Below are 24,165 nucleotides of genomic sequence, written 5' to 3'. Positions count from 1 at the left end.
GTATTTTTGGGGTACACTATATGACTAAACAGTTAAGTCAATACTAGGGCTTGTGGAAGATTGCGACTAGAGCTGATTTCCCGATTGCCATGCACAACCCTTGGGGCTATTTAGTAAAACGATAAAAGGTTTTTATGTCGACTGACAACTCACCTGAAAAAATTATTATCACCGCACCTGATGACCTCTCTTTGGGTAAACAGGTTGACTATGAATTCGAGTACAACCCAAGCTTGTTGCAAGGTGTTCCGCGCAGCCTTAGCCGTGACACACTGCAGCTAACGGGTTCAGCCCTTCCTTTTGACGGCATAGACACGTGGACAGGATATGAACTCTCTTGGCTAAATCCGAAAGGAAAGCCGAATGTCGCTATTTTAGAGTGCCATGTTCCCATCACATCTGAAAACCTGATTGAGTCCAAATCATTTAAGTTGTATTTAAATAGCTTCAATCAAACGAAATTCTCCTCTGCAGATGAAGTACAAAAAGTGCTTCAAGCGGATTTATCTGCGTGTGCAGGTGAGCCTGTTGAAGTAAAGCTGATCTTACCGCAGCAATTTTCTTCGCTACAATTTAAAGAGTTTGAGGGTACGCTACTAGATAACCTCGACATAGATATTGAGCAATATTCTCCTAACACCCAATATTTATCCGTTGCTCCAAAAGACAGTAAAGAAGTGACAGAGACGCTTGTTTCTCATCTACTTAAATCTAATTGTTTGATCACAAGTCAGCCAGATTGGGCTAGTATTCAGATTAGGTATGAAGGAAAAGCTATTGAGCATGAAGGACTATTGAAATATCTAATTAGCTTTAGGCAACACAATGAATTTCACGAACAGTGTGTCGAGCGAATATACAACGACATAATGCATCATTGTCAGCCCAAAAATCTGACTGTATGCGCTCGCTACACGCGCCGAGGTGGATTAGACATCAACCCTTTCCGTTCAAATTTTGAAGCCCCGTATGCCAATCATCGTCAAGCACGTCAGTAATGAAACGGTGAAGTAAAAAAGAAAAGAAGCTAGCTAAGCCGCGGCTGTAAAAGCGAATTAGACCAAAGACGAGATTATGGAAGCAAAACAATTACAATCCCTTAAGAACAATAACGCGCTTCTTTGTCAGTTTATTGTCAAGCTCTCAGCTTTTTATGAGGGCTTCTCAGATAAAATAGATACCGAACTTAAAGTGCTACGGGGCCACCTGTCTGGCACACCAAACTTTAGCCTTGCCGCTGTTAGCATTGAAAAGCTCAACAACTCATTGCAACACCAAGAAAAAACCCTTCGAAAGTACAGTGCTGATACTTTGTCGTCGTTGGAAGACGCCATGAAACATCTGCAAAAGTATGTATTTGAGGATGATGAATTAAAAGGGTTAGCAACACAGGAATTGATTAAGCTAAATCAACCGCCAGGCGATATCTTTAGTATTTATAAACTTTATGCAAAAGCGCTAGCCATCCATCGTATTGCTTTTAACAAAAAAATGGTTGGTGGTGCGCCTACCGAGTCAATTGAGGGTGCACCAACTAAGAACGACGACGCTACAGATCGCTCGTTGAAAGATGAAAATCCACATTATCGTTCGATATTAGTCGAACTAAATCAATTAATTACTTCTTATGCTCAAAAGAAGCCCAACGATCAGCAGTTAAATGACATTAAGCAGCGCCTTGATGAGGGCATGAGCGAAGACCAATTGCTTAAAAGCTGTGTCGTGATTTTACGTATGATTGTTCAAGACGCCATGTCAGAAGCTAGCTTGACAGGTAAGGTGATACAAAGCCTTCATCGCTCTTTGAGCAAAGTTAATAGTGATGTTAGCCACACCATAGAAGGCAGTCAGGCTCAATTTGAACAACGACAAGCTGGTAATGAGCAACTTAAGCGCCACATTAGCCATATTGAAGAAGCGGTTTCAGAGAGCGACTCTTTGGAATCACTAAAAGAGCAGACTCAATTTTGCGTTGAAAAGCTAGTGACGACGTTAAGCGAACAACAAAGCAATGACCAACAGGGCCAAGATGCACTGATGTCCATGTTGTCTTCCATGCAGTCGCGAATTGAGAGGCTACAGCAGCAGACCAGTGTTTATAAGAAAAAGTTAGCAGAGCAGGCTATGCAAAGCCGAACAGATCCGCTTACACGCCTTCCCAATAGGCAGGCATATAACGAGAAGCTAGAAGCAGCATATGCTAACTTTAAGTCTAAGGGAGATTCCCTCGCCGTGGCGGTTGTCGATATTGATCACTTTAAATCCATAAACGATAGATTTGGTCATGCTGCTGGTGACAAGACCCTTCAAGTAGTTAGCAAGTTTTTGAAACAAAGCCTTTCAGAAGACGATTTTATTGCAAGATGGGGAGGAGAGGAGTTTGTCATGTTGCTGTCTGAATCAGAGATGGCAGAAGTTGATAAAAAGCTTAATAAGGTTCGAACTAAGCTTGCCGAGATGCCGTTTAAATTTAAAAAAGAAAAAGTAAAAGTTACTGCTTCTTTTGGCGCAACGTGCTTTAGCAAAGACGATAACACTGAAACAGTGTTCGAACGCGCCGATGAATACCTTTACAAAGCTAAGCGAAACGGCCGCAATCTTGTTGTCACTGATTTAAGCACTGACTAATAGGATGTAGATGTATGAAGAAAGTGCAGTTAAACCCTGTTGGCTGGATGAGCCAATTATCTCAGGTGGAAGTTTCTCGCCTTCAAGATGCCACTAATAGTGAACTCTTCGCGATGTTCAGAAACTGCTGTCTTGCAGTACTAAACAGCGGCGTAGATGAAGACAATTTTGAAGCACTTTTTGCCCCATACGAAAGCTTCGAAATTAAGCTTATCCGACGTGAACGAGGCGTTAAAATTGAACTAGTTAACCCACCGGAAGTGGCTTTTGTCGACGAAAAGCTAGTGCGCGGTGTTCACGAGCACCTATTCGCTGTGCTTCGCGACCTGCTTTACATGGGTAACAAGTACGCATTTCTTCATCAAACTGCGCCAGCGGAAGGCAACGAAATAACGGACATGGTTTTCGATATGTTACGCCATGCCAAAGCACTAGAAGGAAACAACAACGTAAATACCGTTGTATGCTGGGGTGGGCACTCCATAAACCAAGTCGAGTACAAATACACCAAGGAAGTGGGCTACCAACTTGGTCTTCGCGACATGAACATCTGCACAGGTTGTGGCCCTGGCGCAATGAAAGGTCCAATGAAAGGAGCAACCATTGGTCACGCTAAGCAGCGTCATAAATCAGGCCGTTACATCGGAATTTCAGAACCGAGTATTATTGCTGCCGAGCCGCCGAACGCCATTGTTAATGAACTTATCATCATGCCAGATATCGAAAAGCGTTTAGAAGCTTTCGTAAGATTAGGGCATGGAATTATTGTATTTCCGGGCGGCGTTGGCACTGCAGAAGAACTACTGTATTTGCTTGGTATTTTGATGAATGAGCGCAATGCTCAGCAGCCATTCCCAGTTATTTTAACCGGCCCAGCGGGCAGTGAAGAGTACTTTGAAGCTATCGATGCATTTGTTGGCGCAACATTGGGCATCGAGGCACAGTCTAAATATCAGATAATAGTAGACGACCCAGAGGAAGTTGCTCGCAGTATGAGCAAGCAACTCGAAAAAGTGAAAAAGTTTAGAGGCGCCATGGGCGACGCATTTAGCTTCAATTGGTCACTAAAAATTGAACAAGACTTTCAACAGCCTTTCATTCCCTCCCATGACAGCATGGCTGCACTTCAACTTCATCTAGAACAAAGTAAAAGCAATCTTGCCGCAAATTTACGCAAGGCATTTTCAGGGATAGTCGCTGGAAATGTGAAAGCCGAGGGGATCGCACAAATTAAGAAGCATGGACCATTTGAGCTAACTGGTGACAGCACGTTAATGGATAAGGTCGATACCTTACTGGAATCTTTCGTGAAACAACATAGAATGAAGCTACCAGGCACTGCTTACGAGCCTTGCTACATAGTGAAAAGCCAGAAAAAAGCGATAAATAGTAATTGAATTTAAACTGACGCATTTGCTTACGTTTACTACTTATGTTTAGTAGACGTTTTGCGGTACACTATAATTGTATATTGTTTATTAAATGAATGTTGCGAGCATCGAGTTTTCTTGTTCAATGCTCGAATTGAGGCATGATGGCCTTTTGCTAGTATCAAAATGGCAATGCCCTCTGATTACGCTAGCGCGTTTTACAGACATTCGAATATAGAGAAACGAGAAGTAACGGTCATGAACACCAAGGTTATTCGTCTAATTTTAGCTGGCGTCGCACTATATGCGGTGTTTGTTTTTATGGTTATCGCTTTTTATCCTGACAAGCCCGAAAACATGGATTGGAAAGACCGTGAGGAATACAACCGCGTTCAAATCACTAAATTAAAATTAGGCAGCACAAGAGAGGAAGTTCTCGCACTTCTTGGTTCTCCAGATATCACTGAGGCCAAGCGACAAGGTGCCACCGCCATTCAGGTTATGTTTTTTAGAACACAGCACGTTCGCGCAGACGGTTTGACAACACAAGACGAGTGCACACCACTGCTCTTTGAGAATGACAAATTAATTGCGTGGGGTGAAGGGGCCTACTCCAGTTACCAGAAAAGTTAAAAGGATGGGGAGTGACCAACATCATTTCCACGCTTGAGCGACTTGTAAATCAAGGCGATGCATCGCTTTCTGTTGAGCAACGTATCAATCACTGGTTAAAAAACGCTAAACGAATACTGACGCTAGTTAATGCCAACCCCGCGATTGCTGCTTCCACGTTACATATCGACAACAGCTTACCTTCTGAAACACAGCAACTTTTGCATCTTGCGCTGTTTGGAAAGCTGTGCCGATTGAATGACCATTACTTACAGCATCTTCTTGCATCGCTACTAGCCACTTTTTGGCTGGCTGAGAGTGATGCGCCACGCGATAATACAGTTAATGTGATTCGTTTTTTACGTAAACACAATTTATCTATTTGGATAGATACAATAAAACTACAAAAGGCTTTGAGGTCTGAAAAAAAAGCTAATTACATCGCCGACATTAGGCTTAGTTTAGCTCAACGGTTATGTCTTTTTTCTAGTATCTTTGCCACAAATGTTAAAAAAGAAAATTACGGCCCTCTTTTTTCACAGATTGTGTGTCGCCTTCCCGCACATCATAGACACTATTTTTCGCCGTTGACAACACTATTTGAGCGTCCGCTGCCTGGTGCTAAAGTTTATGCCAATGGTGTACCTGGCGCTCTTGTAGATATCCAGCAAAATCATGGATTTGTATTCATGCTTAGCGACGAAGACGACGACGGTAAGTGGGTTTCGGTATCCTCCATAAGCTTTCCAAGTTCTTTGACGTTATCTTTTGATCATTACATCGCCCTATACACAGACACCGCCACTGCGAGAATAAATCGAGGAGGAACCCCGTTTCTCCCCTTCACATTTGCGATACAACATCCGCCAAAAGCATTACTGACCATAATAGATGAGTTGCAAAAACGTGATGTAGATATTAGTGAGTTGTGTGACAAAATTGAGCTGGTACCGACTTTCAATCATTTTTTGCTGCATACAGCCAGTCAAGATAACCGACTTCAACTTCCCGTAAAGAGCATTAAACAAGCCGTATTAACCTATGGGATTGAACGTGTTGGCGACATGCTCGTGCAGTTTGCACTATTAGAACGATTAACACAGAATCAGTTTCCGCTTATGGCTATGTGCAAGCAGATTACTTTGCTAGCTTGCTCTTTTGCTAGTCATTTTGCTCAGATAGTCGAGTCAAAATTCACACCTCAATCAGCGGCACTCACCATGACTTTTGTCTGCTCTCCGCTATTCACGCTTCCTGGGCTAAAGATTTCCCAAACCTTACCGGTAGATCACGCTAAAATTGTATCTATTAATAGTGCGTTTAAAGTAAAGTCCGACACGCCATGGCTTGCGATCGCTACTGAGTTAGCCGGAAGCTGGCACCAGAGTTCGACATGGCGAGCCGCTATCCATCAATGTGGTAAGCCAAGCAGCGAAGTACCAAACTCACTTCGAAAAGAACAAACAATCTTAGTATTGAGTTTTGCTCTTGCAAAAATGTGCTTGTTTAACCGTGACATGTTTTCAGCCTTGCAGAGCATCGACATAAAATCAATGCTTAACATTTTAAAGATACGTCATGATGATGTGCTCGATGCTTTGGATACAAATACGGTACTTCTTTTTTGTCCGTTGGCGCTATAAATTTAATCGTTTAGCGCTAGTAAAAAATTCATTGTTTTTTAGCGCACAACCAAATTTATCCTGACGAATGGCTATAACTTGCGCCGGCTATCGTATAAAATACGGCAACTTTTGCAGCGCTTTTCTCTTTTTCCCTACAATTTCCATTATAATAAGAAAGCATGCAGAGTTTGGCACATCTCGTACCAAACAAAACTGATTAAACCTAACGATTTTGACAACAGAATTACCAGAGGATCCCTCCACATGACTCAGCAACGTATTACAGTCATTCGCGGTGACGGCATTGGCCCGGATATTATCGATGCAACCACAAAAATTCTTGATAAGGTTGGCTGTGACTTTGCCTATGACTACGCCGACGCTGGTTTAGTCGCACTGGAAGAACATGGCGAGCTTCTACCTCAAGAAACACTAGACCTGATCGCAAAAAACAAAGTTGCGCTTAAAGGTCCTCTCACTACTCCAGTAGGTGAAGGTTTTACCTCTATCAACGTAAGCCTTCGCAAGCAGTTCAAGCTGTACGCGAACCTTCGCCCAGTTATGTCTTTCAAGGGAACGAAAGCTCGTTACGAAGATATTGATATCATTACCGTTCGTGAAAATACGCAGGGTATGTACTCGGGCCTAGGCCAAGTTGTATCAGAAGACGGTAACGAAGCTGAAGCAATGAGTAAAATTACTCGTGACGGTGCTGAAAAAATCGTAACATTCGCTTATGAATTGGCTCGTCGTGAAGGTCGTAAAAAAGTAACTGCAGTTCACAAAGCTAACATTCTTAAGTCAACGTCGGGTTTATTCCTTAAAGTTGCACGTGAAGTTGGTGAGCGCTACCCAGACATCGAATCAGCAGAGATGATTGTTGATAACTGCTGTATGCAGCTAGTTATGAACCCGCATCAGTTCGACGTTATTGTTACGACTAACCTGTTCGGTGACATCCTTTCTGACCTGTGCGCGGGTCTTGTTGGTGGTCTAGGTATGGCACCTGGCGCGAACATCGGTGAAGACTGTGCAATTTTTGAAGCCGTTCACGGCAGCGCACCAGACATCGCTGGCAAAAATCTAGCTAACCCTACTTCAGTAGTTTTGGCTGCAGCTCAAATGCTTGAATACCTAAACATGGGTGACAAGGCAGAAAAAATTCGCGCAGCATTGAAAGACGTGATTGAGTCTGGCGACCGCACTACTCGTGACCTAGGTGGTGAAGCAGGTACAACTGAGTTCACTCAGGCGCTTCTAGACCGTCTTTAAGACGTAATCACATTGAGCGTTTGAAGTATTAACTTCTGATTGAAGCGGGCTTATGGCCCGCTTTTTTTATGTCAACTTGAAAGTGAAGGCGCTCTTCACAAACTGTACTAAAACTGGACTACCCCTTTTTTCATTCGCAATTATCATTTCATATGTACCAATTAAAGTGTGCTGAGCTTTATGACTTTCACCTTACAGAAAATGAATAGCAGCCTAGGCGACTTGGTAATTAAGCCACAAGAAGCACGATAAGGTTATAAAAGTCAGTGCGCTTTGTGTACTCGTTAACAACACTCAGACCGCTAAAGCATACGGCCAAACAAGGCAAAAATCTTTAGCACAACAAGCAAGGAAAGATAATGAAGAAATTAGTTTCAGGTTTATTAGTATTATCAGCGTTAGCCGTTCAAATTCCAGCTGTTAGCGCCCAAGAAACCGCTCGAGAGACCGAGTCAGCCGGCACAAGCTTGCATGCACAGCAACTTATCGACTTAAACAATGCCACGGTGGAGCAACTTGTAGCATTGCCAGGCGTTGGACAGTCTAAAGCAAAAGCTATTGTTAAATACCGTGAAGAAGTAGGCCCTTTTCTTGAAGTTGCTCAACTCACGCAAGTAAAAGGCATCGGCGAGAAAATGCTGAGTAAAATCGAGAGCTACGTGGTAGTGAAATAACAGTTGTAGGTAAGAAGCTAGCCGATTATGTGGCGCAAGCCAAATTCGGCACTAACGTTTAACGATAGTCAATTACCCACAAAAAATGCGCCGAACGGCGCATTTTTATAAACTAAAGGGCTGAATTCCCTACTCTGCCTTGCTACTTTAATACAGAGGCCAAGTATTCTTTAAATTCATCACCTAAAGCAGGATGGCGCAATGCGTATTCCACGTTCGCCTTCATATAGCCCAATTTACTTCCACAATCGTGACTCTTGCCTTTCATATAGTAGGCATCTACTTGTTCAAGCTTCATCAACGCGTCAATCGCATCGGTAAGTTGAACCTCACCGCCAGCACCAGGAGGTGTGAATTCTAGTAGGTCCCAAATCTTTTCAGATAAAACGTATCTACCTACTACGGCCAAGTCAGACGGCGCTTCATCACGAGGCGGCTTTTCCACCATCTTATGGATTTTAGCTGACTCGCCAGGTGCAATAGCGGCCCCATCTAAATCAGCGATACCAAATTTAGAAATTTCTTCTTCTGGTACTTGCTCAACCATAACCTGACTTACACGGCTAGTGTTAAACTTAGCTACCATATCTGCAAGGTTGTCTTTCTTTGGGTTACTTGCTGCATCATCTATGATCACGTCAGGCAGCACTACAGCGAAAGGCGCATCTCCAATGAGAGGGCGCGCGCACAACACAGCATGACCCAAACCATTCGCAACACCTTGACGGATGTGCATGATGGTCACGTCTTTTGGACAAATCGATTGAACTTCCTCTAATAGCTGACGTTTTACACGCTTCTCTAGCGTTGCTTCAAGTTCAAAAGAGGTATCAAAGTGGTTTTCTATACTGTTTTTACTAGCGTGTGTTACTAATATAATTTCTTTTAATCCAGCGGCAACACACTCACTAACTACGTATTGAATCAGCGGCTTATCAACCACTGGCAACATCTCTTTAGGTATCGCTTTCGTCGCCGGAAGCATTCTTGTCCCAAGACCGGCTACAGGAATAACCGCTTTTTTAACCTGACTCATAGTTAATATCCTTTTTTAAATCCTAAATACACGCCCAAATAGACTTTCAGTAGCCTTTCACTTTTTAAGCTGAATTAAATTTTTTGTTCTTATGGCTAATGCAATCGATGTTCCAATTACCTTTTTTAGAGCGCAAGTGTATTGAAAGTGGGCAATTTGGTTCAAATCCATCGAATAGAGCACAAAATTAGGGATAAATAATATCTAATGCACCAAAATAGTGAAAGAGCTAATACTCGATACTGCTTATTACTTCACATTAAGTGTCGCTTTTTTTCACACTTTTATGGGCAACTTTATGGCGAGGACCTGTAATTTGTCTAATCCCATCCCTTAGCCCTTCACGCATAAATCTACCCCGTGCTTTTCCCTGCTCGAAATAGTACCTATTGACAAAATAACGCACTGGTATTGCACAAACATGACGAAGCTTCCAATAAAATGGTACATAGCTGCGACGGGCAAGGATAAGTACATTACGGAATTGATAGTACAGCCTGATTGGTGCGCCTTGCTTGAAAGTCAAACCGTATACCTTAACTCTATCGTCACCTTGTCGGTGTGGCATACAGGCACTTAAGGATTGATAGATTGCCATGCCCTTCGCCCGTGCTCGCCAACACCATTCGTGATCCACACCATCAATGAATAATTCGCTTTCTTTTTCGCCTATTGTCTTAAAGGCGTGTCGAGAAACAAGCATGCCCGATGCGATAATTTGTTTAACTTCCTTTAAATCTTCAGACACTTGCTTTCCTTTTTGAAGTGCACCTTGCTCGATACACTCAGAAAACTGGCAATATATAGAGGGTCCAATCGCTGCAATAGGGCGCTGCGCTTCTAGAGTTGAAAACTGCTTTATTAACTCGTGCGCTATATCCGTGGAGAACAGGCTGTCTTGATCCAAAAGAAACGAATATTCAATTCCCTTATCAAACAACGTTTTCAAACCTATGTTTTGGGCTTCAGCAATTCCTACATTTTCTGAGCAGTGAAGATAAGTAACGTTTTCTGTGGCTAAGACTTGGTGGCTTGATAGAGAATTATCGACCAGGATGATATCCCAATCTGGCCCACTAAAGTTTTTGATGAGTTCACTAACGTGTTTTAAATCTGGATTAAACAGAATTACAACAATACCGACACTCAATGTTTACCAAACCTTTCAAGTAAATGCCTATCAACTTTGTAAGCTAATTTTACCACTTTCCCTGGCATTAAACGCAAAGACAAGACACCGCATGCATAAAAAAAGTTATAAGGCGAAAATTGTTTAAGCTTCGTTATAGCATATATCCGCGCTTTGAACTCGTTAAGCGATTTACTCAAGCCTCGACGTTTGTAGAAATTATTAACTCGCCTAAATTTTAAGAGACGATCTTTTAAATTCCTGAATATGTAGCCTTTCGATGCCAACGTGATCCAGAAGAAATAGTCTTGTGTATTTAACAAATCTCCGTTGTAGCGATGCCCGTCATTAAATACATCATAGCGAATGACTACCGTTGGATGGTTAAGTGAACACCTTCGCGGCAAAATGCGTACAATTTGCCTATGCGAGGCAGGCATGACTCGAGCTCCTACCTTAAAGCCATTTTCGTTGATTTCGGTTAGCGCAGAACCCAGCACTGATATATTGCTATGTTTCTTAAGATAAGTTATCTGTCTTAAAAGCCGGTTTTCTTCTGAAATGTCATCTGCGTCCATCCTAACAAAGAAGGAAGGATTAAATTGCATGCCGAATTCAACTACAGAGTTCATACAATTCGCTAGCCCAACATTAAGGCTATTTTCAGCCAACACGATTCTGTTATCTTTATTGGCCGCTTTTATCAAAACACTCGTAATGCTCTGCGGTACAGGACCATCAGTCACAATGACAAAAAGAAAGTTCGAGTAAGACTGACTGACAATACTATCTATAGCTTCACTCAGCCATTTAGCGTTGTCAGCTTGATAAACCGCCATAGCGACAATTGATTCAACGTGCTGTTTTTGATTGTTGTTGTGAAGAATTTGGAATTGATTTATCAAGAAAATTACCAGCGCAAAAAGTAACAATGAAAATAAAGGCGCCCTTTACGGCGCCGTTATTCACAAGATATGTTACAGAGAATTTGTGTAGTCTGCCATTAATTTAAATAAACTATGCTGTGATTCGTTTAACGAAGCGTAGAACGCTCCAAATGTGCTGAATTACCAAACTGTATACCACCAGTAAGCCAATGAAGCCCCAAAACATAACAGCTTCAGCAATTTGATACACTTCACCCAAAATACCAATTAGGCAATAGCACGCACCAAGCATCAAAATGGCTAGCAGTGATTTTCGACTACTTAAACCCGCTCTCATAAAGATATTGTGAAGATGCTGACGGTCAGGTTTAAGCATCGACTGTCCCTTTCGAGCACGGCGATACATTATGGCCGCCATATCCATCAAGGGAAGTCCCACTAACCAAACCGCTGTAATAGGTCTAAACGCCGCAGTGTCGCCTTGGGTGTGGTCTACAAGCAACCAAACGATAGTAAGGCCAACAAACATACTACCTGCATCACCCATAAATATTTTGTTGCCTTTGAACCCTTTCCAACTCAGATTGAATGCTAAGAAGGGGACAATTGCAGCCACGATAATGAGGGGTTCCATAATAGAGGCGCCATTACCGGTAAAAATCAAAAAACCGGCCACGGTTAGCAAAATCACAAGGCTCATTCCGCCTGCTAGGCCATCAATTCCGTCAATCATATTGAAAGCGTTAATAACGCCTACCACACAAATAATCGTAAAGAAATAACCGCCAAGGTCGAGGAAGACTTCGCCCGTGCCAAAAATATTCCCTAATGAGGTGACATAGTTTTGCGCACTCCACGCCATGATAGCTGCCACACCAAATTGACACATCAAACGCCCTTTAGCACTGAGGTCGAATCTATCATCAAGCATGCCTAGCAATACGACAAATGCAGAAGCCGTAAAAAAGAGGGGGTTATTCTTCATCCACACATCCGTGGCGACGCTAGCTACAAGTACTGCCATAAAAATAGCGACGCCGCCTGTCAGCGGAACAATTCCTGCGTGCCTCTTCCTTGCGGAAGGCTGGTCGACTAAACCAAATTGATGGGCCAGTGGTGTCATGACCACTAAAAGAATAAGCGCAACAAAAAATGCAGTGAAAAGTGGGACAAACTGCAAATAAGCTAGCATAAAACACACAACCTCGCGTCACCGACTTTTACAATTTTCTTAATAGTCAGTGCACATATAAATTTTGATAAAGAAATAAATCTCGCTTCCATTTTTTTACAGCTTCCATTTTTTTCCAGCGCGATGAGGACATCTTGTAATGAATATGCGATTAGAAAACGCTGCTATATTATAAGACATTTGTACAAGTAACCACCCTATTCGCAGAAATAACGTCCAAAACACATTAAATTGTGCCTCTCGCCTAGAAATCTTGTTAGTGCTCTCGCAACTTTCAGCTCATCGTCAACATAACTTTATAATGAAACGCAAGTGCGCTGTATGATTGTTCCCTGAGCACCAGGAATTAAATTAAAACCATTCGTGAACTTGTACAGACCTTCGGGGTCTTGATAGTGAATCAAACATTATAGCAAGTGCGATAGCAAACATGCTTTTTTCAAAACTTATGTTATCCTAGCGCGAAATTGCTATATGGATATGAAAGCTAATGTTCAAACAATTATCAGGTCTCCTTATGCCTATCTTAGCTACGATAGGGTTAGTCGGGTGCACAAGTAGCCCTAGAGTCACACAAGCCGACATTCCTTTGGTGCATTCTTCTCTTGCTTATTCGCTTGCACCAGAAGAAGAGATTGCAATAAATATTCCAAAAGCCAATATTTATCATGATACGCAAGAGTCGTTTTTAATACGCTTTAACGGCTATCAATATGAAACGTCAAAGCATTACATCTCTGCGACAGGCAACAAGTGTATTCGGTTTTCATTACAAAAAACCGAGACAGATTCGCAAGCGCAACGCAAACTGACGACGTGTCAACGAAACGGCCAATGGCGAGTTATAACTCCATTAGTTGCGTCTGCTACGGCGCAAGGTAATTAGTTCAATGAAGTTTATGGATATACGAAAAAACCTAAAAGTTTTGGCTCTGGCAGTTTGTACCTCTTCAATATTAAGCTTATTTACAAGCTACTCTACAGCCCAGAGTGTAGAACAGTTACAACAATTAAGAGAAAGGGCCCAACAAGCGCAGAGTAGCGGTGTATCAGCCCCGTCTGTATCTCCGCTTAGCATTTCAACACAACGAACACTTCCTGGCGCTAGCAGTTCGACTAACACTACGGGGCAATTTTCTACGCAGCCGCGAAATGGTGTGAATTTGCCCGGCGAGCCTACAATCGACACTGTGTTTCCAGCGCAAGCGCCTATGGAAAACCCGCCTTTCGCTGCAAATTTGTTCATAGGCGGTTTTGAATCCGAACGCAGTACAGGCCTTAACGATAATTACCTAGTTGCACCTGGTGATAAAATTTCAATTTGGTTGTGGGGCGCAGTAAATTTTTCCGATGTAGTTACCGTTGATAACCAAGGGAACATTTTTATTCCTAACATTGGTCCTATACGTGTTGCCAATACGCCTGCTGGAAGCGTCAATCAAACGGTTACAGCCAAAATTAGGCAAGTATACACTTCAGACGTAAATGTTTACGTCAACCTTTTAACTTCAACACCTGTTTCTATTTTTGTATCTGGACCAGTATTAAGACCTGGGCAGTATGCTGGCCTCGCTTCAGACAGCGTACTTTATTATTTAAAACGCGCTGGGGGCATAGACTTCAGACGAGGCAGCTTCAGACAAATAGATGTTGTCCGCAATGGAGAAGTGGTTGCCACCGCCGATTTATATGCATTTTTTAGAAGCGGTAAGCTTCCTCAATTATCGTTTAAAGATGGCGATACCATTTTAGTGCACCCAATTGGCAACACTATTGTTGTTGAGACGGGCGCTCGCAATAGTTTCACGTTTGAGTTTCTAAACGAAGAGCTTAATGGTGGCGTTGTAAATTATTTTGCTCGTCCAGGTGAGTTCGCGTCTCATGCATCTGTTTCTGGTGTGAGAAACAATAAACAATTTGCTCGTTATTTAGACCTAGAGGAATTTGCATCTCTTCCTTTAAGCGCTGGTGATACAGTTGAATATTTGGCTGACTATGAACCACAAATTTATCGCATCAACGTTGCGGGCGCTTTTGCTGGTGCTTCACAGGTAATGGTTGACAAAGGTACTCGCCTAATTGATGTATTAGATCATATTGAAGCAGACACTGCCTTGTCTGATACACAAAATATCTACCTTTTAAGAGAGAGCGTTGCCGTTAAGCAAAAAGAAATTATAGAAGAAGGGTTACAGCGCCTAGAACGGAGTATGTACACTGCTCCAATTAGCTCAACAGGTGAAGGAACAATCCGAGCGCAAGAGGCTCAGTTAGTTGCCGACTTTATTGCGCGGGCCCGACAAGTAGAGCCTCAGGGTAGAGTTGTCGTTTCTGAAAACGGTGACATTGCAAACATACTGTTAGAGCCAAACGATACCATTGTCATACCTGAAGTGACTGACTTGGTTCATGTAGGTGGAGAGGTCTTGCTTCCTCAAGCAGTTGTGTTCAACCCAGAAGCAACAGCCGAAGATTATATCGCATGGGCCGGTGGCTTTACTGAGCGAGCCGAAGATGAGCGGATCCTTATTCTCCGTAAAAACGGTAATGTTACCTTTACAAGCTTGAACAGCTCTTTCTTATCAAACGATGAGAATAAGCTTGAACCAGGCGATCAGATTATCGTTTTAGCAGCGATAGACACTAAATTACTTCAAGCAGTGAAAGACATTACTCAAATTGTGTTTCAAATTGCTGTTGCCGCCAATGTGATAACTGACTAGGCATGGTAGCGTTCAAAGACCAGCTCTACACATGGCGAAATGTGATTTTTGCGCTTTTCCTGCGGGAGCTTCAAAGTAAGTTCAATGATAAGTTTGGGTTGGGTTGGGCCTTTCTTGAGCCACTCAGCTTTATATTGGCGCTCTCGTTCTTACGAGGGCGAATAACTGGTGGAGATGTTCACACTATCCCTATTTTCGTTTTCATGATGGTGGGTCTGATGGGGCTTCAGTCATTTACGAAAATCTTTCAGAAAGTTTCAACATCTATCAAGCGCAATTCGCCTCTTTACGCGTTCAGGCAAGTCCAACCAATGTCTGCAGTAATAACGTCAGGGTTTTTGGAGTACTCAATAAAAGTTGTTGTAGGCCTTCTTCTGGCCCTAGTTCTCTATCTAATGGATTTAACCTTTGAGATCTTCGATCCTCTTTTATTTATTTTTCTTTGTTTAATGTTGGGAATATTTTCAATTTCTTTCGGGCTAATTTTCGCTATAGCAGCAGCCTTTGTACCTGAAGTAGACAAAGTAAAGTCTTTGATGGTTCGGCCGCTTATGTTTATCTCATGCGTTTTTTTTAGTCTGCAAGATATACCTGAAGAGTATTGGCCCTATCTAACTTGGAATCCGTTGGTTCATTTCAACGAACTTGTACGCTACTCATTCTTTGAATCCTACGGTAATAAAGGGGTGTCTCTGCAGTTTTTTGTTATCGTAACCATCTCTACACTATTTCTTAGCCTTTCGATGTACCACATAACTTGGAAGAGGGTGCTGTCTAGATGATAAGAATTGAGAATTTAACCAAGAGCTACCCAAGCAAATTGGGTCCTCAATATATCTTCAAGAATTTAAATTTTGATTTCCCTACAGAAAACAACGTTGCCATTCTCGGCAAAAATGGCGCAGGTAAATCAACCCTTTTTAGGATGCTAGCCAAAAGCGAATACCCTGACAGCGGTCGTGTTTTAACAAACAAATCAATGTCTTGGCCTGTCGCCCTTCAAACGGGGGTTCATCCCCAAATGACGGGACGCGAGAATACGCGATTCGTTGGTAGAATTAATAACGTTGAATCCCTTCCTGAATATGAAGAAAAAGTGCAGAAGTTCGCTGAGTTAGGTAAGCGCTTTGATCTACCTGTTAAAAATTACTCTTCCGGGATGCGTGCAAAGCTAGTGTTTGCCTGCTGTATGAACATTAACTTTGATATTTATCTTATCGACGAAGCAACATCGGTTGGCGACCCACTTTTTAGAAAAAAAGCACGTCTTTCACTCAAGGAAAAAAGTGAACAAGCTGGAGTGATTATGGTTAGCCATGAACTCGACCAAATTCGCGAGTTCTGTACATCTGCGGTTATTATTGATGAAGGCAAGCTTACTTATTATCACGATCTCGAAGAAGGCATCGACATGTACACCCAAGACGCAGACAATAAGAAATTACTCAAATAGGTTTTATCACAGTGGAAAAATCTCTCACAAAGCTTAACGCCCTCCTCAGTAAGCATAAAATGCTTCTGCTCGCGCTCCCATGGTTCCTCTACGCCATATACCTTATACTTTGGGCTGCTCCACAATATGAAAGTCAGAGCCAACTGATTGTTAAATCGAGCGAAGGTGGCAGTAGCTTTGACCCATCATCACTGCTAATGGCAGCAGGTGTTTCTGGAGTTTCAGGCGGCACGGAAAGTCAGTTGGTAGAAGCGTACATTCAGTCTGCTGACATGATCAAGTATCTTGATGAAACTATCGAGCTACGTAAGCACTACATGTCGGACAAAGCCGACGTCTTTAGCGGTCTTTCACCTTCGCATAAACAAGAAGACTTTTATCAGTTTTATCTTGACCATGTAGAAGTAAGCGTCGATTCGACGTCTTCTGTTATAAGTTTGCGCACCCGGGCTTTTGACGCTGAATACGCGCAAGTCATCAACCAAGCTATCGTTCAAAAAGCTGAAGAATTTATCAACAACATCAATAACAACCTTGCGAAATCAAAACTTTCCTTTGCAAAAGGTGAACATGAAATTGTTGAGCAAAAGCTGCAGCAAGCTAAAACCGAGATATTAAGCTTTCAATCTGAGTATAACGTTCTTGACCCTTCTGCTGAAGGTGCAGCTTTTCAGCAAATTGCATTTTCTTTGCAAGCTACGCTTGCCCAGAAAAGAGCGGAGCTAAGCACCATGTCAACCATGATGTCGAACGTTGCACCTGAAATCATAAACATCAAACGCGAAATTACAGCGCTTCAAAAAGAAGTGGAAAAGCAAAAGGAACGTATAAGTACTGCAGAAGGAGAAAGTGAAGCTCTTTCTGTAAGCGAGCTAATGGCGCAGTACAGTAACCTTCAAGTTCAGCTACAGCTCGCTATTCAAGCGTATTCATCGTCTCTCATCACTTTAGAAAATGCGCGCGTTGAAGCGTACCAAAAACTTCAGCATTTAGTTACGGTAGAGTCGCCTACTCTGCCAGATGACAATGCGTATCCAACGGTAATCTACAACCTTGTTTTATTCGGTGTTTCGCTGCTTCTTATTTACGGCATTGTAAGAATCGTTGTTGCGACAATCCGCGAGCTTTAATCAACGCGAGTTAACATACTGAACGGATATCGGCTAAGCAGCTTAAGACTTAGCCGATTGACACCACTTTAGTGAAGTTTATCGCCCAAATCTTGTGTCTTTAAGCTAGCTCTAGTATAAGAAGCTATCCGCTACGGACTACTATCAAAGAGCCTAAACAATAAGTGCTCTACAATAACAACCATAAGCAATGTGGAATTAAAATATAATTATGAAACCATCTAACGATACTAGCTTTTTTGGTCATCCAGGGGGCCTGAGAACGCTATTCTTTACAGAAATGTGGGAGCGCATGAGTTATTACGGTATGCGCGCGCTACTTGTTCTTTTCATGACAGCAAGCTTACAAACGCAAGGATTAGGTTTTACTGTAGCAACGGCTGGTGCAATATACGGCCTATACACAGGCGCGGTATACTTCTTAGGCTTGCCGGGTGGTTGGCTCGCTGACCGCTTAATTGGCGGCAAAAAAGCCGTATGGTATGGCGGCTTAATTATTTTCGCAGGCCACGTTGTTCTTGCTATCGATTTACAGAACCTTTTCTTTGTCGGCCTTATCCTTGTTGCTTCGGGTACGGGCTTACTTAAGCCAAACATTTCAGCCATGGTTGGGCAGCAATATGGCGACGATGACGGCCGTCGAGACAGTGGATACGCATTGTATTACATGGGTATCAACATCGGCTCGCTTATCGCGTACCTAGTTACAGGTTACCTTCAAGAGAACTGGGGCTGGCACTATGCGTTTGGCGCTGCAGCCATCGGTATGGCTATCGGTCTTATCCAGTACTACTTCAGCAATCGTTCACTTTCTGCTGAATCTGTTGCACCTGCAAACCCTTACCAAGGTGCGGCTAAGCAGCGTGCGTGGACCGCGGTATTTGCCGTACTTGCGCTTGCAATTGTAGTGATTGTTCTAGCACACATGGGCACGATTGTTATTGAGCCTGTGGTATTGGCCCAACAGGTTGCAGTAGCATTTACCGTTATCTTCTTCCTTTACTTTGGCTTTATCTACTTCAAAGGCGAGTTGAGCGACAACGAGAAGAAACGCATGTGGGCACTATTTTTAGTGTGTGTTGCCTCAGCGTGTTTCTGGTCAGGCTTTGAACAAGCTGGCTCTTCACTTAACTTATTCGCACAGAACTATACCGACCGTGCTCTTGAAAGCGGCTCGCTACTTACATCTTGGTTCGGAATGGATGCAATTCCAACTGTTTGGTTCCAGCTTTCTAACTCGCTGTTCATCATTATCTTATCGCCGTTTTTCGCCGCACTTTGGATAAACCTAGCGAAGCGAATGATCGATCCGTCTTACACCATTAAATGCGCTATTGGTATTGTCATTATGGCATCAGGCTTCTTGGTCATGTTTATGGCGTCTCAATACGCCGCGCAAGGCCTTAAAGTTGCACCTATGTGGCTTGTTACCACTTACTTCTTACACACTGTCGGCGAGCTTTGCCTAAGCCCAGTAGCGCTAAGTGCAGTAAGTAAGCTGTCACCTAAGCGTTTTGCGGGGCAAATGATGGGTGTATTCGTATTGACGTACTCTATCGGTAACATCATTGCAGGTCTTCTATCAGGCAACTTCGACCCTGAAAATGTTGAACAAATGCCAGACCTTTATCTGCAAATTGCTTTATTCAGCATTGCCATTGCTATTGTAATTGGGTTGATGAGCTTTAAATCTCGCTTTTGGGAAAAAGCAGGCATAGAGCAAAAAGCGTAAATTGTGGTTAGCATGTTTTAAGTGCTAGCCGATTACCCTACAATAACCGCCGCAACGTTAAGTTCCGGCGGTTTTTTATTAAGGGTTGAGTAACCTATGAAGTTTTATTTTTCTACAAGAAACATTCCAGCCTTAAAAGGTCTACCTCTTACCGAGCGTGTTAAGTTGCTAGATCAAGCCGCGAGACGGCTTTCCGTGCCAGAGAAAACGCTATTGAATGTGCTTAAGTTACTCGTCATTGTTCCTGTCTTCGCATTAATTCTACAGACAGCGTCAAATTGGACCTCGTTACTGTGGGCTTTTGTGGTATTTTTAATTTACCCTTTGGTTATAAAACCTATTCAATATTCCATCTGCGCAAAGTATATTGCGCAACCGTCTAGCAAGGAGAACGCATGAAGACCATCTTAGTCACTGGTGGTGCTGGCTATATAGGTAGTCACACGGTTTTACAGTTACTTGAACAGAACTACAGCGTTGTAGTACTTGATAATCTCTCTAACGCAAGCGCAGAGTCACTTCGCCGAGTAGAAGAACTAACCGGTAAGTCTGTAACCTTCGTTCAAGGCGACATTCGTGACACCGCCGTATTAGATGATATTTTTAGCGAGCACAGCATATTTGCTGTAATTCATTTTGCTGGTTTAAAAGCTGTAGGAGAATCGGTTCAAAAGCCACTTTCTTATTACGAAAACAATGTCTACGGCACGCTTACACTTTGTAAGGCTATGCAAAAGCACGATGTGAAAAACATCGTATTCAGCTCGTCTGCCACAGTATACGGCGATCCGGCGTCATTACCTTTACGCGAAGATATGGCAACAGGTCAGCCTACTAATCCATATGGCATGTCAAAGCTAATGGTTGAACATATGCTCAGCGACCTCTATGTATCTGACAACAACTGGAATATTGTACTACTTCGTTATTTCAACCCCGTCGGTGCGCACCACTCTGGTCAGATTGGCGAAGATCCTAATGGTATACCAAACAACCTCATGCCTTATATTTCACAAGTTGCCACAGGTAAGCTTGAGCAACTAAGCGTATTCGGTGATGACTACGACACAGTGGATGGCACTGGTGTGCGTGATTATATTCACGTAGTTGATTTGGCAAACGGACACTTAAAAGCGCTAGACCGTTTATCGCTCAATATGGGATTGGACAAATACAACCTAGGTACTGGTCAGGGCTATTCGGTGCTGGAAATGGTCAAAGCGTTTGAAAAAGGCTCGGGTAAAACCGTTCCTTATAAGATTGCGCCGCGAAGAAGTGGCGATGTGGCCGCATGTTACGCTGACCCAACTAAAGCAGCAACAGAGCTCAACTGGCATGCTGAAAAAGGGTTAGAAGATATGTGTGCAGATACATGGAACTGGCAGTCTCAGAACCCAATGGGCTACCCTAAAGACTGAGTAATGCTAATGTCGAGCACTTTTTTACTCAGTGCTCGACTTTTGACTAATTCCTTCAACCTTTTTTCTTGGCTACCATAAATAAAAAAATTTAGGTCGCCCTGTGAAACACTTTGTTCCTTCTCTCTTTTTACTGTCAGTTTCATCTAGCCTTCAAGCGATTACTATCAGTGAAATTGCCCCTGTTCACTTTGGCTCTGTTTTTGCCCAATCTAGTTTAGCCTGCTCAATGTCCAAGTTTGGTGTCATCTCTGGGGCGTGTGATACAACTGATATTGATATTACGCTAGGAGAGGTGTTGGTGACCAACTTGCCAAGAAATAGCAGAGTACAAGTTATGATAACGGGAAGCACGAATACAGCTCTAGAATACGCACCTATCGCGGAACTCACGGGAGCGAAGGGCGGAACGGTTTTATTATACGATAATCAACCTGTTAATGTCACTGTGAAAGGGAATGGTGCGGATTTTACGATAACTGTTTTCGGTACTCTAACCTTACAAAATGATTTATCGCTGTCAGGTGCATACACCGCTGATTACACACTTGAAGTTAATCAACTTTGAGTGTGTATCAGCTGAAAAATTAATTAAAATTAGACGTTTCTATTTATTATCGATATCGTCTTTTTCTTTATCTTCTTTTTTGCCTTCTTCCGGAAGGTTGTAAGAATCAAAGTCACTACCTTCTAACATAGCCTCGAAATCGGCAAAATCATCCAGTTGCTCATCGTCAATTGCTTTGTCGCCGCTTTGTCCATCGGTAACGCGAAATTCTAAGTTCTCAAAATAGGCATTTCTAACGAATGCATAGTCGTCTATAGATTGCTCTAGTTGCGCTTCTTGATCCATCAACTGTGCGCGAGCCTCAAGTATAGATATTCCAATTCGAGCTAAATTAACGGTGCCGTCAATTAATGTCATAGGGAAAGCAAACCCGTCAACGTAGTCACCGGTAAAACTTCTAGGGTCACTTGGGCCTAAAAATGGCAGCATCAAGAATGGCCCTGTCTCTACGCCCCACACGGCAAGAGTTTCTCCAAACTGCTCTCGTTTTCTTTCGATACCAATTTTGCTCGCAACATCAAATGTACCAACTAAACCGACGGTCGTATTGATAAGGAAACGTGCAAGACTATCCAAACCATCATCCACTTTTCCTTGAAACACATTGTTCAAAAAGTTGGCCGGCTCTTGCAAATTATCAGTGATATTTACTAGACCCGTTCTCGCTACTTTAGGCATAACAGTAACGTATGTGACGGTTACTGGACGCAAAATATAAGCGTCTAGCACTTCCCAGTTGAATTCCCATATTTCTCGGTTGGTAGATTCGAAGGGGTCACGAGGGTTAGCTGTGTCGACTACGACATTATCCGATTGTGCTGCTTGCGCCTGCTCTTGAGCGTTATTACTCGCGCAGCCACCTAGAAAACCTGTGGCAATAATCAACCCAGCTATGAGTGATTTTGACAAATCCATACTTATAATTCCTTATCAATAATAACGCTGATTGGAGAGAGTTCGTTGGTTACAACAGAACTGTTCATACTGCCCTGCCACTCTCCTTCAGAAACTGCCACATTACCATCTTTTGAAAGTCTGGCGGTAATCACAACATCAGTAAGCGTAGCAAGGGTAAACTGAGGCATCATGGCATTTTGTGTAGTTAATTCTACAGAAACGGGAAAATCGCCTATCGGCAGTTTAACTACCGCCGCAGGCATTTTATTACTCGAGCTTGCGTCTTGCGCGAAAACAATTAAAAAGCCATCTTTAGGTGCATCAACTTTGGCTTCTTCTGACAACGTCACACTAACACTGAAGCCTGTTTCTGACGGCTGAGTGTCTATCACCTGGGAATCACTGCCTTCACGTGACATACTCTGCATCGCAGCGTCAGCGTTTTGCAACGCAGCCATTTCGCTCGTATTACCTTCAAGCTCATTGATTCGCATAACTAAGCGCTGTGCCATGTCACTGTCAGCAGGCAGTTTACCTTCAACCTGCTGATAGAAACGACGGGTATTTTCCAAATCACCAAGCTGCGCAGAGACCACTGCCATCATAAGCGCAAGATTATCGTTCTCAGGGTTGTCATTAAGCAAGCCCAATAGGATAGACTGCGCTCGCGCTAAGTTGTTTACATCACCCGTGGTCATCAACGCTTGAGCCAGTGTAATACGATTCGCTGTATTTGACGGCGCTAGGCTTACCGCTTTATCAATCGCTTCAATAGCTTGCACTTCTTGTCCGATGCTCAGCATTAATCTGCCAAAATACATCCACCCGGTATCATCCTCAGGCTCCTCGCGAAGCCGCTGACGAATGGCCAATGCGAGACTTGCAATATCTTGCTGAGAAAGGTTATTTGCATTACCGCTGGCTAACTGCTGACTTAACGCGGATAACGCTTCAATCGCCTGGTTAGCTTGAGCCACCCTACTCATTTGATTGACTTGGCCATATACAATTGCGCCACAAGCAATGGCCAACACGCCGCCAATTGCCAGAGGTAACTTAGCGTTTCCCGTCTTGTGAGACTTAAATGCACTTTCATCTACCAATGCAACTTTTAGCTCGTCCACCGCTTGGCGCTTGTCATGCTCGCTAATGAGCCCCTCTTGCATTTCGCGTTCTAATTCAACTAAACGTTGTTTTACAATTTGCGTATTGCTTAAACTGTCTTGTTTAGCGTGGTTTTTACTACGCAACCAAGGAAAAGCGATGATCAAGAGAACAAGGGTGATTAAGCCTGAAACAATGATATAAAACTCAGACCAACTCATTCTTTCTCTCGCTTTAACATTTCATCGGCTTTGGCTAATTTAGCGGCCATATCTTCTGGTGGTGTTACCGACTTGCGGCGAACAACCACAATTAAGGCAATGATAACAAACAACACAGGACCAGCCCAAAGCCAGAACGTCGCGGCAGTCACAGGTGGTTGATAGTGCACGAAATCGCCGTAGCGTGACTTCATAAACGCAATCACCTCATGCTCCGATTTGCCTTGCTTTAAAAGTGAGTAGACTTTACGGCGCATATCATGGGCAATCATGGCATCACTGTCAGCAATGTTCTGGTTTTGGCACATTGGGCAGCGCAATTCGGCTGTCAGCCTCAAAAAACTCTCGCGCTGGGCTGGCGTGTCGAATGTAAATTTATCCTCGGCCGCGTTTACCGAATAGGTACAGAACACAAATAATAGTGCAACAATACTGAATGCGGCCTGTTTAAAGTGTGAAAGATAAGCTGCGCCTTTGGCGCTTTGCTGAAGCAA

Annotated in this window: 23 protein-coding genes; 16 read left to right on the top strand and 7 right to left on the bottom strand. The window is 43.0% G+C overall.

All coding sequences use genetic code 11. The features are described from left to right. Positions 1–134: 134 nt before the first annotated feature. The 7 genes from queF to ACHUFN_RS08190 all read left to right on the top strand — a co-directional run bounded on the left by queF (position 135) and on the right by ACHUFN_RS08190 (position 8,181). Positions 135–998 carry an NADPH-dependent 7-cyano-7-deazaguanine reductase QueF gene (queF, locus tag ACHUFN_RS08220; RefSeq protein WP_394221858.1) on the top strand — a complete coding sequence of 288 codons (864 nt, stop codon included), beginning with the start codon at positions 135–137 and terminating at the stop codon, positions 996–998. A gap of 76 nt (positions 999–1,074) precedes the next feature. Then, positions 1,075–2,628 carry a GGDEF domain-containing protein gene (locus ACHUFN_RS08215; RefSeq protein ID WP_394221857.1) on the top strand — a complete coding sequence of 518 codons (1,554 nt, stop codon included), beginning with the start codon at positions 1,075–1,077 and terminating at the stop codon, positions 2,626–2,628. 14 nt (positions 2,629–2,642) lie between these two features. Continuing rightward, positions 2,643–4,025 (top strand): nucleotide 5'-monophosphate nucleosidase PpnN, encoded by a 1,383-nt coding sequence (gene ppnN, locus ACHUFN_RS08210; protein ID WP_394221856.1) that lies wholly within the window; start codon positions 2,643–2,645, stop codon positions 4,023–4,025. A gap of 231 nt (positions 4,026–4,256) precedes the next feature. Further along, positions 4,257–4,631 (top strand): DUF3192 domain-containing protein, encoded by a 375-nt coding sequence (locus ACHUFN_RS08205; RefSeq protein WP_269918820.1) that lies wholly within the window; start codon positions 4,257–4,259, stop codon positions 4,629–4,631. Positions 4,632–4,642: 11 nt separating this feature from the next. Then, complete coding sequence (locus ACHUFN_RS08200; protein ID WP_394221855.1) at positions 4,643–6,253, top strand: histidine kinase; 1,611 nt, start codon at positions 4,643–4,645, stop codon at positions 6,251–6,253. Between the two features lie 246 nt (positions 6,254–6,499). Continuing rightward, complete coding sequence (locus ACHUFN_RS08195) at positions 6,500–7,507, top strand: isocitrate dehydrogenase (RefSeq protein WP_012517475.1); 1,008 nt, start codon at positions 6,500–6,502, stop codon at positions 7,505–7,507. Positions 7,508–7,866: 359 nt separating this feature from the next. Next, entirely contained in the window at positions 7,867–8,181 is a 315-nt protein-coding gene (locus ACHUFN_RS08190) for a ComEA family DNA-binding protein (protein ID WP_394221854.1), read from the top strand. A gap of 142 nt (positions 8,182–8,323) precedes the next feature. Here ACHUFN_RS08190 and galU read toward each other — a convergent pair whose 3' ends face one another. From galU to wecA, 4 genes are all read right to left on the bottom strand, one after another. Further along, positions 8,324–9,217 carry a UTP--glucose-1-phosphate uridylyltransferase GalU gene (galU, locus tag ACHUFN_RS08185; protein ID WP_394221853.1) on the bottom strand — a complete coding sequence of 298 codons (894 nt, stop codon included), beginning with the start codon at positions 9,215–9,217 and terminating at the stop codon, positions 8,324–8,326. Positions 9,218–9,476: 259 nt separating this feature from the next. Beyond that, complete coding sequence (locus ACHUFN_RS08180) at positions 9,477–10,367, bottom strand: glycosyltransferase family 2 protein (RefSeq protein ID WP_394221852.1); 891 nt, start codon at positions 10,365–10,367, stop codon at positions 9,477–9,479. After that, positions 10,364–11,251: a glycosyltransferase gene (locus ACHUFN_RS08175; RefSeq protein WP_394221850.1), complete on the bottom strand. Its 888-nt coding sequence runs from the start codon at positions 11,249–11,251 to the stop codon at positions 10,364–10,366. The genes ACHUFN_RS08180 and ACHUFN_RS08175 overlap by 4 nt, the downstream gene beginning before the upstream one ends. Positions 11,252–11,363: 112 nt before the next feature. Beyond that, on the bottom strand, positions 11,364–12,425 hold the full coding sequence (gene wecA / locus ACHUFN_RS08170) for a UDP-N-acetylglucosamine--undecaprenyl-phosphate N-acetylglucosaminephosphotransferase (protein WP_394221849.1): 1,062 nt from the start codon (positions 12,423–12,425) through the stop codon (positions 11,364–11,366). A 490-nt stretch (positions 12,426–12,915) separates the two neighbouring features. Between wecA and ACHUFN_RS08165 the strand changes: the two genes are divergently transcribed. The 9 genes from ACHUFN_RS08165 to ACHUFN_RS08125 all read left to right on the top strand — a co-directional run bounded on the left by ACHUFN_RS08165 (position 12,916) and on the right by ACHUFN_RS08125 (position 21,449). After that, positions 12,916–13,311 (top strand): hypothetical protein, encoded by a 396-nt coding sequence (locus ACHUFN_RS08165; protein WP_394221848.1) that lies wholly within the window; start codon positions 12,916–12,918, stop codon positions 13,309–13,311. A 4-nt stretch (positions 13,312–13,315) separates the two neighbouring features. Continuing rightward, on the top strand, positions 13,316–15,148 hold the full coding sequence (locus ACHUFN_RS08160; protein WP_394221847.1) for a polysaccharide biosynthesis/export family protein: 1,833 nt from the start codon (positions 13,316–13,318) through the stop codon (positions 15,146–15,148). Between the two features lie 2 nt (positions 15,149–15,150). Continuing rightward, on the top strand, positions 15,151–15,930 hold the full coding sequence (locus ACHUFN_RS08155; RefSeq protein WP_394221846.1) for an ABC transporter permease: 780 nt from the start codon (positions 15,151–15,153) through the stop codon (positions 15,928–15,930). Then, positions 15,927–16,601 carry an ABC transporter ATP-binding protein gene (locus ACHUFN_RS08150; protein ID WP_394221845.1) on the top strand — a complete coding sequence of 225 codons (675 nt, stop codon included), beginning with the start codon at positions 15,927–15,929 and terminating at the stop codon, positions 16,599–16,601. The genes ACHUFN_RS08155 and ACHUFN_RS08150 overlap by 4 nt, the downstream gene beginning before the upstream one ends. Before the next feature lie 11 nt (positions 16,602–16,612). Beyond that, on the top strand, positions 16,613–17,731 hold the full coding sequence (locus ACHUFN_RS08145; RefSeq protein ID WP_394221844.1) for a KpsE/RkpR family capsule polysaccharide export protein: 1,119 nt from the start codon (positions 16,613–16,615) through the stop codon (positions 17,729–17,731). 211 nt (positions 17,732–17,942) lie between these two features. After that, on the top strand, positions 17,943–19,463 hold the full coding sequence (locus tag ACHUFN_RS08140; RefSeq protein WP_394221843.1) for a peptide MFS transporter: 1,521 nt from the start codon (positions 17,943–17,945) through the stop codon (positions 19,461–19,463). A 96-nt stretch (positions 19,464–19,559) separates the two neighbouring features. Next, complete coding sequence (locus tag ACHUFN_RS08135) at positions 19,560–19,862, top strand: DUF6170 family protein (RefSeq protein WP_394221842.1); 303 nt, start codon at positions 19,560–19,562, stop codon at positions 19,860–19,862. Next, positions 19,859–20,881 (top strand): UDP-glucose 4-epimerase GalE, encoded by a 1,023-nt coding sequence (gene galE / locus ACHUFN_RS08130; protein WP_394221841.1) that lies wholly within the window; start codon positions 19,859–19,861, stop codon positions 20,879–20,881. Before ACHUFN_RS08135 ends, galE begins: the two co-directional genes overlap by 4 nt. A 103-nt stretch (positions 20,882–20,984) precedes the next feature. Next, positions 20,985–21,449 (top strand): hypothetical protein, encoded by a 465-nt coding sequence (locus tag ACHUFN_RS08125; RefSeq protein ID WP_394221840.1) that lies wholly within the window; start codon positions 20,985–20,987, stop codon positions 21,447–21,449. A 39-nt stretch (positions 21,450–21,488) separates the two neighbouring features. On the opposite strand, the gene ACHUFN_RS08120 is transcribed toward ACHUFN_RS08125, so the two are convergent. Genes ACHUFN_RS08120 through ACHUFN_RS08110 form a run of 3 tightly spaced genes read right to left on the bottom strand, consistent with a single transcriptional unit; the run spans position 21,489 to position 24,165 of the window. Continuing rightward, entirely contained in the window at positions 21,489–22,364 is an 876-nt protein-coding gene (locus ACHUFN_RS08120; protein ID WP_394221839.1) for an MlaA family lipoprotein, read from the bottom strand. Between the two features lie 2 nt (positions 22,365–22,366). Continuing rightward, positions 22,367–23,671: a c-type cytochrome biogenesis protein CcmI gene (ccmI, locus tag ACHUFN_RS08115; RefSeq protein WP_394221838.1), complete on the bottom strand. Its 1,305-nt coding sequence runs from the start codon at positions 23,669–23,671 to the stop codon at positions 22,367–22,369. Then, complete coding sequence (locus tag ACHUFN_RS08110; RefSeq protein WP_394222099.1) at positions 23,668–24,165, bottom strand: cytochrome c-type biogenesis protein; 498 nt, start codon at positions 24,163–24,165, stop codon at positions 23,668–23,670. Before ACHUFN_RS08110 ends, ccmI begins: the two co-directional genes overlap by 4 nt.

Source organism: Alteromonas gracilis, assembly GCF_043642145.1.
In the GTDB taxonomy this organism is placed as follows: domain Bacteria; phylum Pseudomonadota; class Gammaproteobacteria; order Enterobacterales; family Alteromonadaceae; genus Alteromonas; species Alteromonas gracilis_B.
The sequence above is the reverse complement of the archived record's forward strand: the minus strand, read 5'-3'. Positions and strand labels throughout refer to the sequence as shown.

What these genes read in the sequence shown, in the direction of transcription:
- queF (WP_394221858.1), top strand. Translation starts at nt 135, where the DNA reads ATGTCGACTGACAACTCACCTGAAAAAATTATTATCACCGCACCTGAT.
- ACHUFN_RS08215 (WP_394221857.1), top strand. Translation starts at nt 1,075, where the DNA reads ATGGAAGCAAAACAATTACAATCCCTTAAGAACAATAACGCGCTTCTT.
- ppnN (WP_394221856.1), top strand. Translation starts at nt 2,643, where the DNA reads ATGAAGAAAGTGCAGTTAAACCCTGTTGGCTGGATGAGCCAATTATCT.
- ACHUFN_RS08205 (WP_269918820.1), top strand. Translation starts at nt 4,257, where the DNA reads ATGAACACCAAGGTTATTCGTCTAATTTTAGCTGGCGTCGCACTATAT.
- ACHUFN_RS08195 (WP_012517475.1), top strand. Translation starts at nt 6,500, where the DNA reads ATGACTCAGCAACGTATTACAGTCATTCGCGGTGACGGCATTGGCCCG.
- ACHUFN_RS08190 (WP_394221854.1), top strand. Translation starts at nt 7,867, where the DNA reads ATGAAGAAATTAGTTTCAGGTTTATTAGTATTATCAGCGTTAGCCGTT.
- galU (WP_394221853.1), bottom strand. Translation starts at nt 9,217, where the DNA reads ATGAGTCAGGTTAAAAAAGCGGTTATTCCTGTAGCCGGTCTTGGGACA.
- wecA (WP_394221849.1), bottom strand. Translation starts at nt 12,425, where the DNA reads ATGCTAGCTTATTTGCAGTTTGTCCCACTTTTCACTGCATTTTTTGTT.
- ACHUFN_RS08165 (WP_394221848.1), top strand. Translation starts at nt 12,916, where the DNA reads ATGTTCAAACAATTATCAGGTCTCCTTATGCCTATCTTAGCTACGATA.
- ACHUFN_RS08160 (WP_394221847.1), top strand. Translation starts at nt 13,316, where the DNA reads ATGAAGTTTATGGATATACGAAAAAACCTAAAAGTTTTGGCTCTGGCA.
- ACHUFN_RS08155 (WP_394221846.1), top strand. Translation starts at nt 15,151, where the DNA reads ATGGTAGCGTTCAAAGACCAGCTCTACACATGGCGAAATGTGATTTTT.
- ACHUFN_RS08150 (WP_394221845.1), top strand. Translation starts at nt 15,927, where the DNA reads ATGATAAGAATTGAGAATTTAACCAAGAGCTACCCAAGCAAATTGGGT.
- ACHUFN_RS08140 (WP_394221843.1), top strand. Translation starts at nt 17,943, where the DNA reads ATGAAACCATCTAACGATACTAGCTTTTTTGGTCATCCAGGGGGCCTG.
- ACHUFN_RS08135 (WP_394221842.1), top strand. Translation starts at nt 19,560, where the DNA reads ATGAAGTTTTATTTTTCTACAAGAAACATTCCAGCCTTAAAAGGTCTA.
- galE (WP_394221841.1), top strand. Translation starts at nt 19,859, where the DNA reads ATGAAGACCATCTTAGTCACTGGTGGTGCTGGCTATATAGGTAGTCAC.
- ACHUFN_RS08120 (WP_394221839.1), bottom strand. Translation starts at nt 22,364, where the DNA reads ATGGATTTGTCAAAATCACTCATAGCTGGGTTGATTATTGCCACAGGT.
- ccmI (WP_394221838.1), bottom strand. Translation starts at nt 23,671, where the DNA reads ATGAGTTGGTCTGAGTTTTATATCATTGTTTCAGGCTTAATCACCCTT.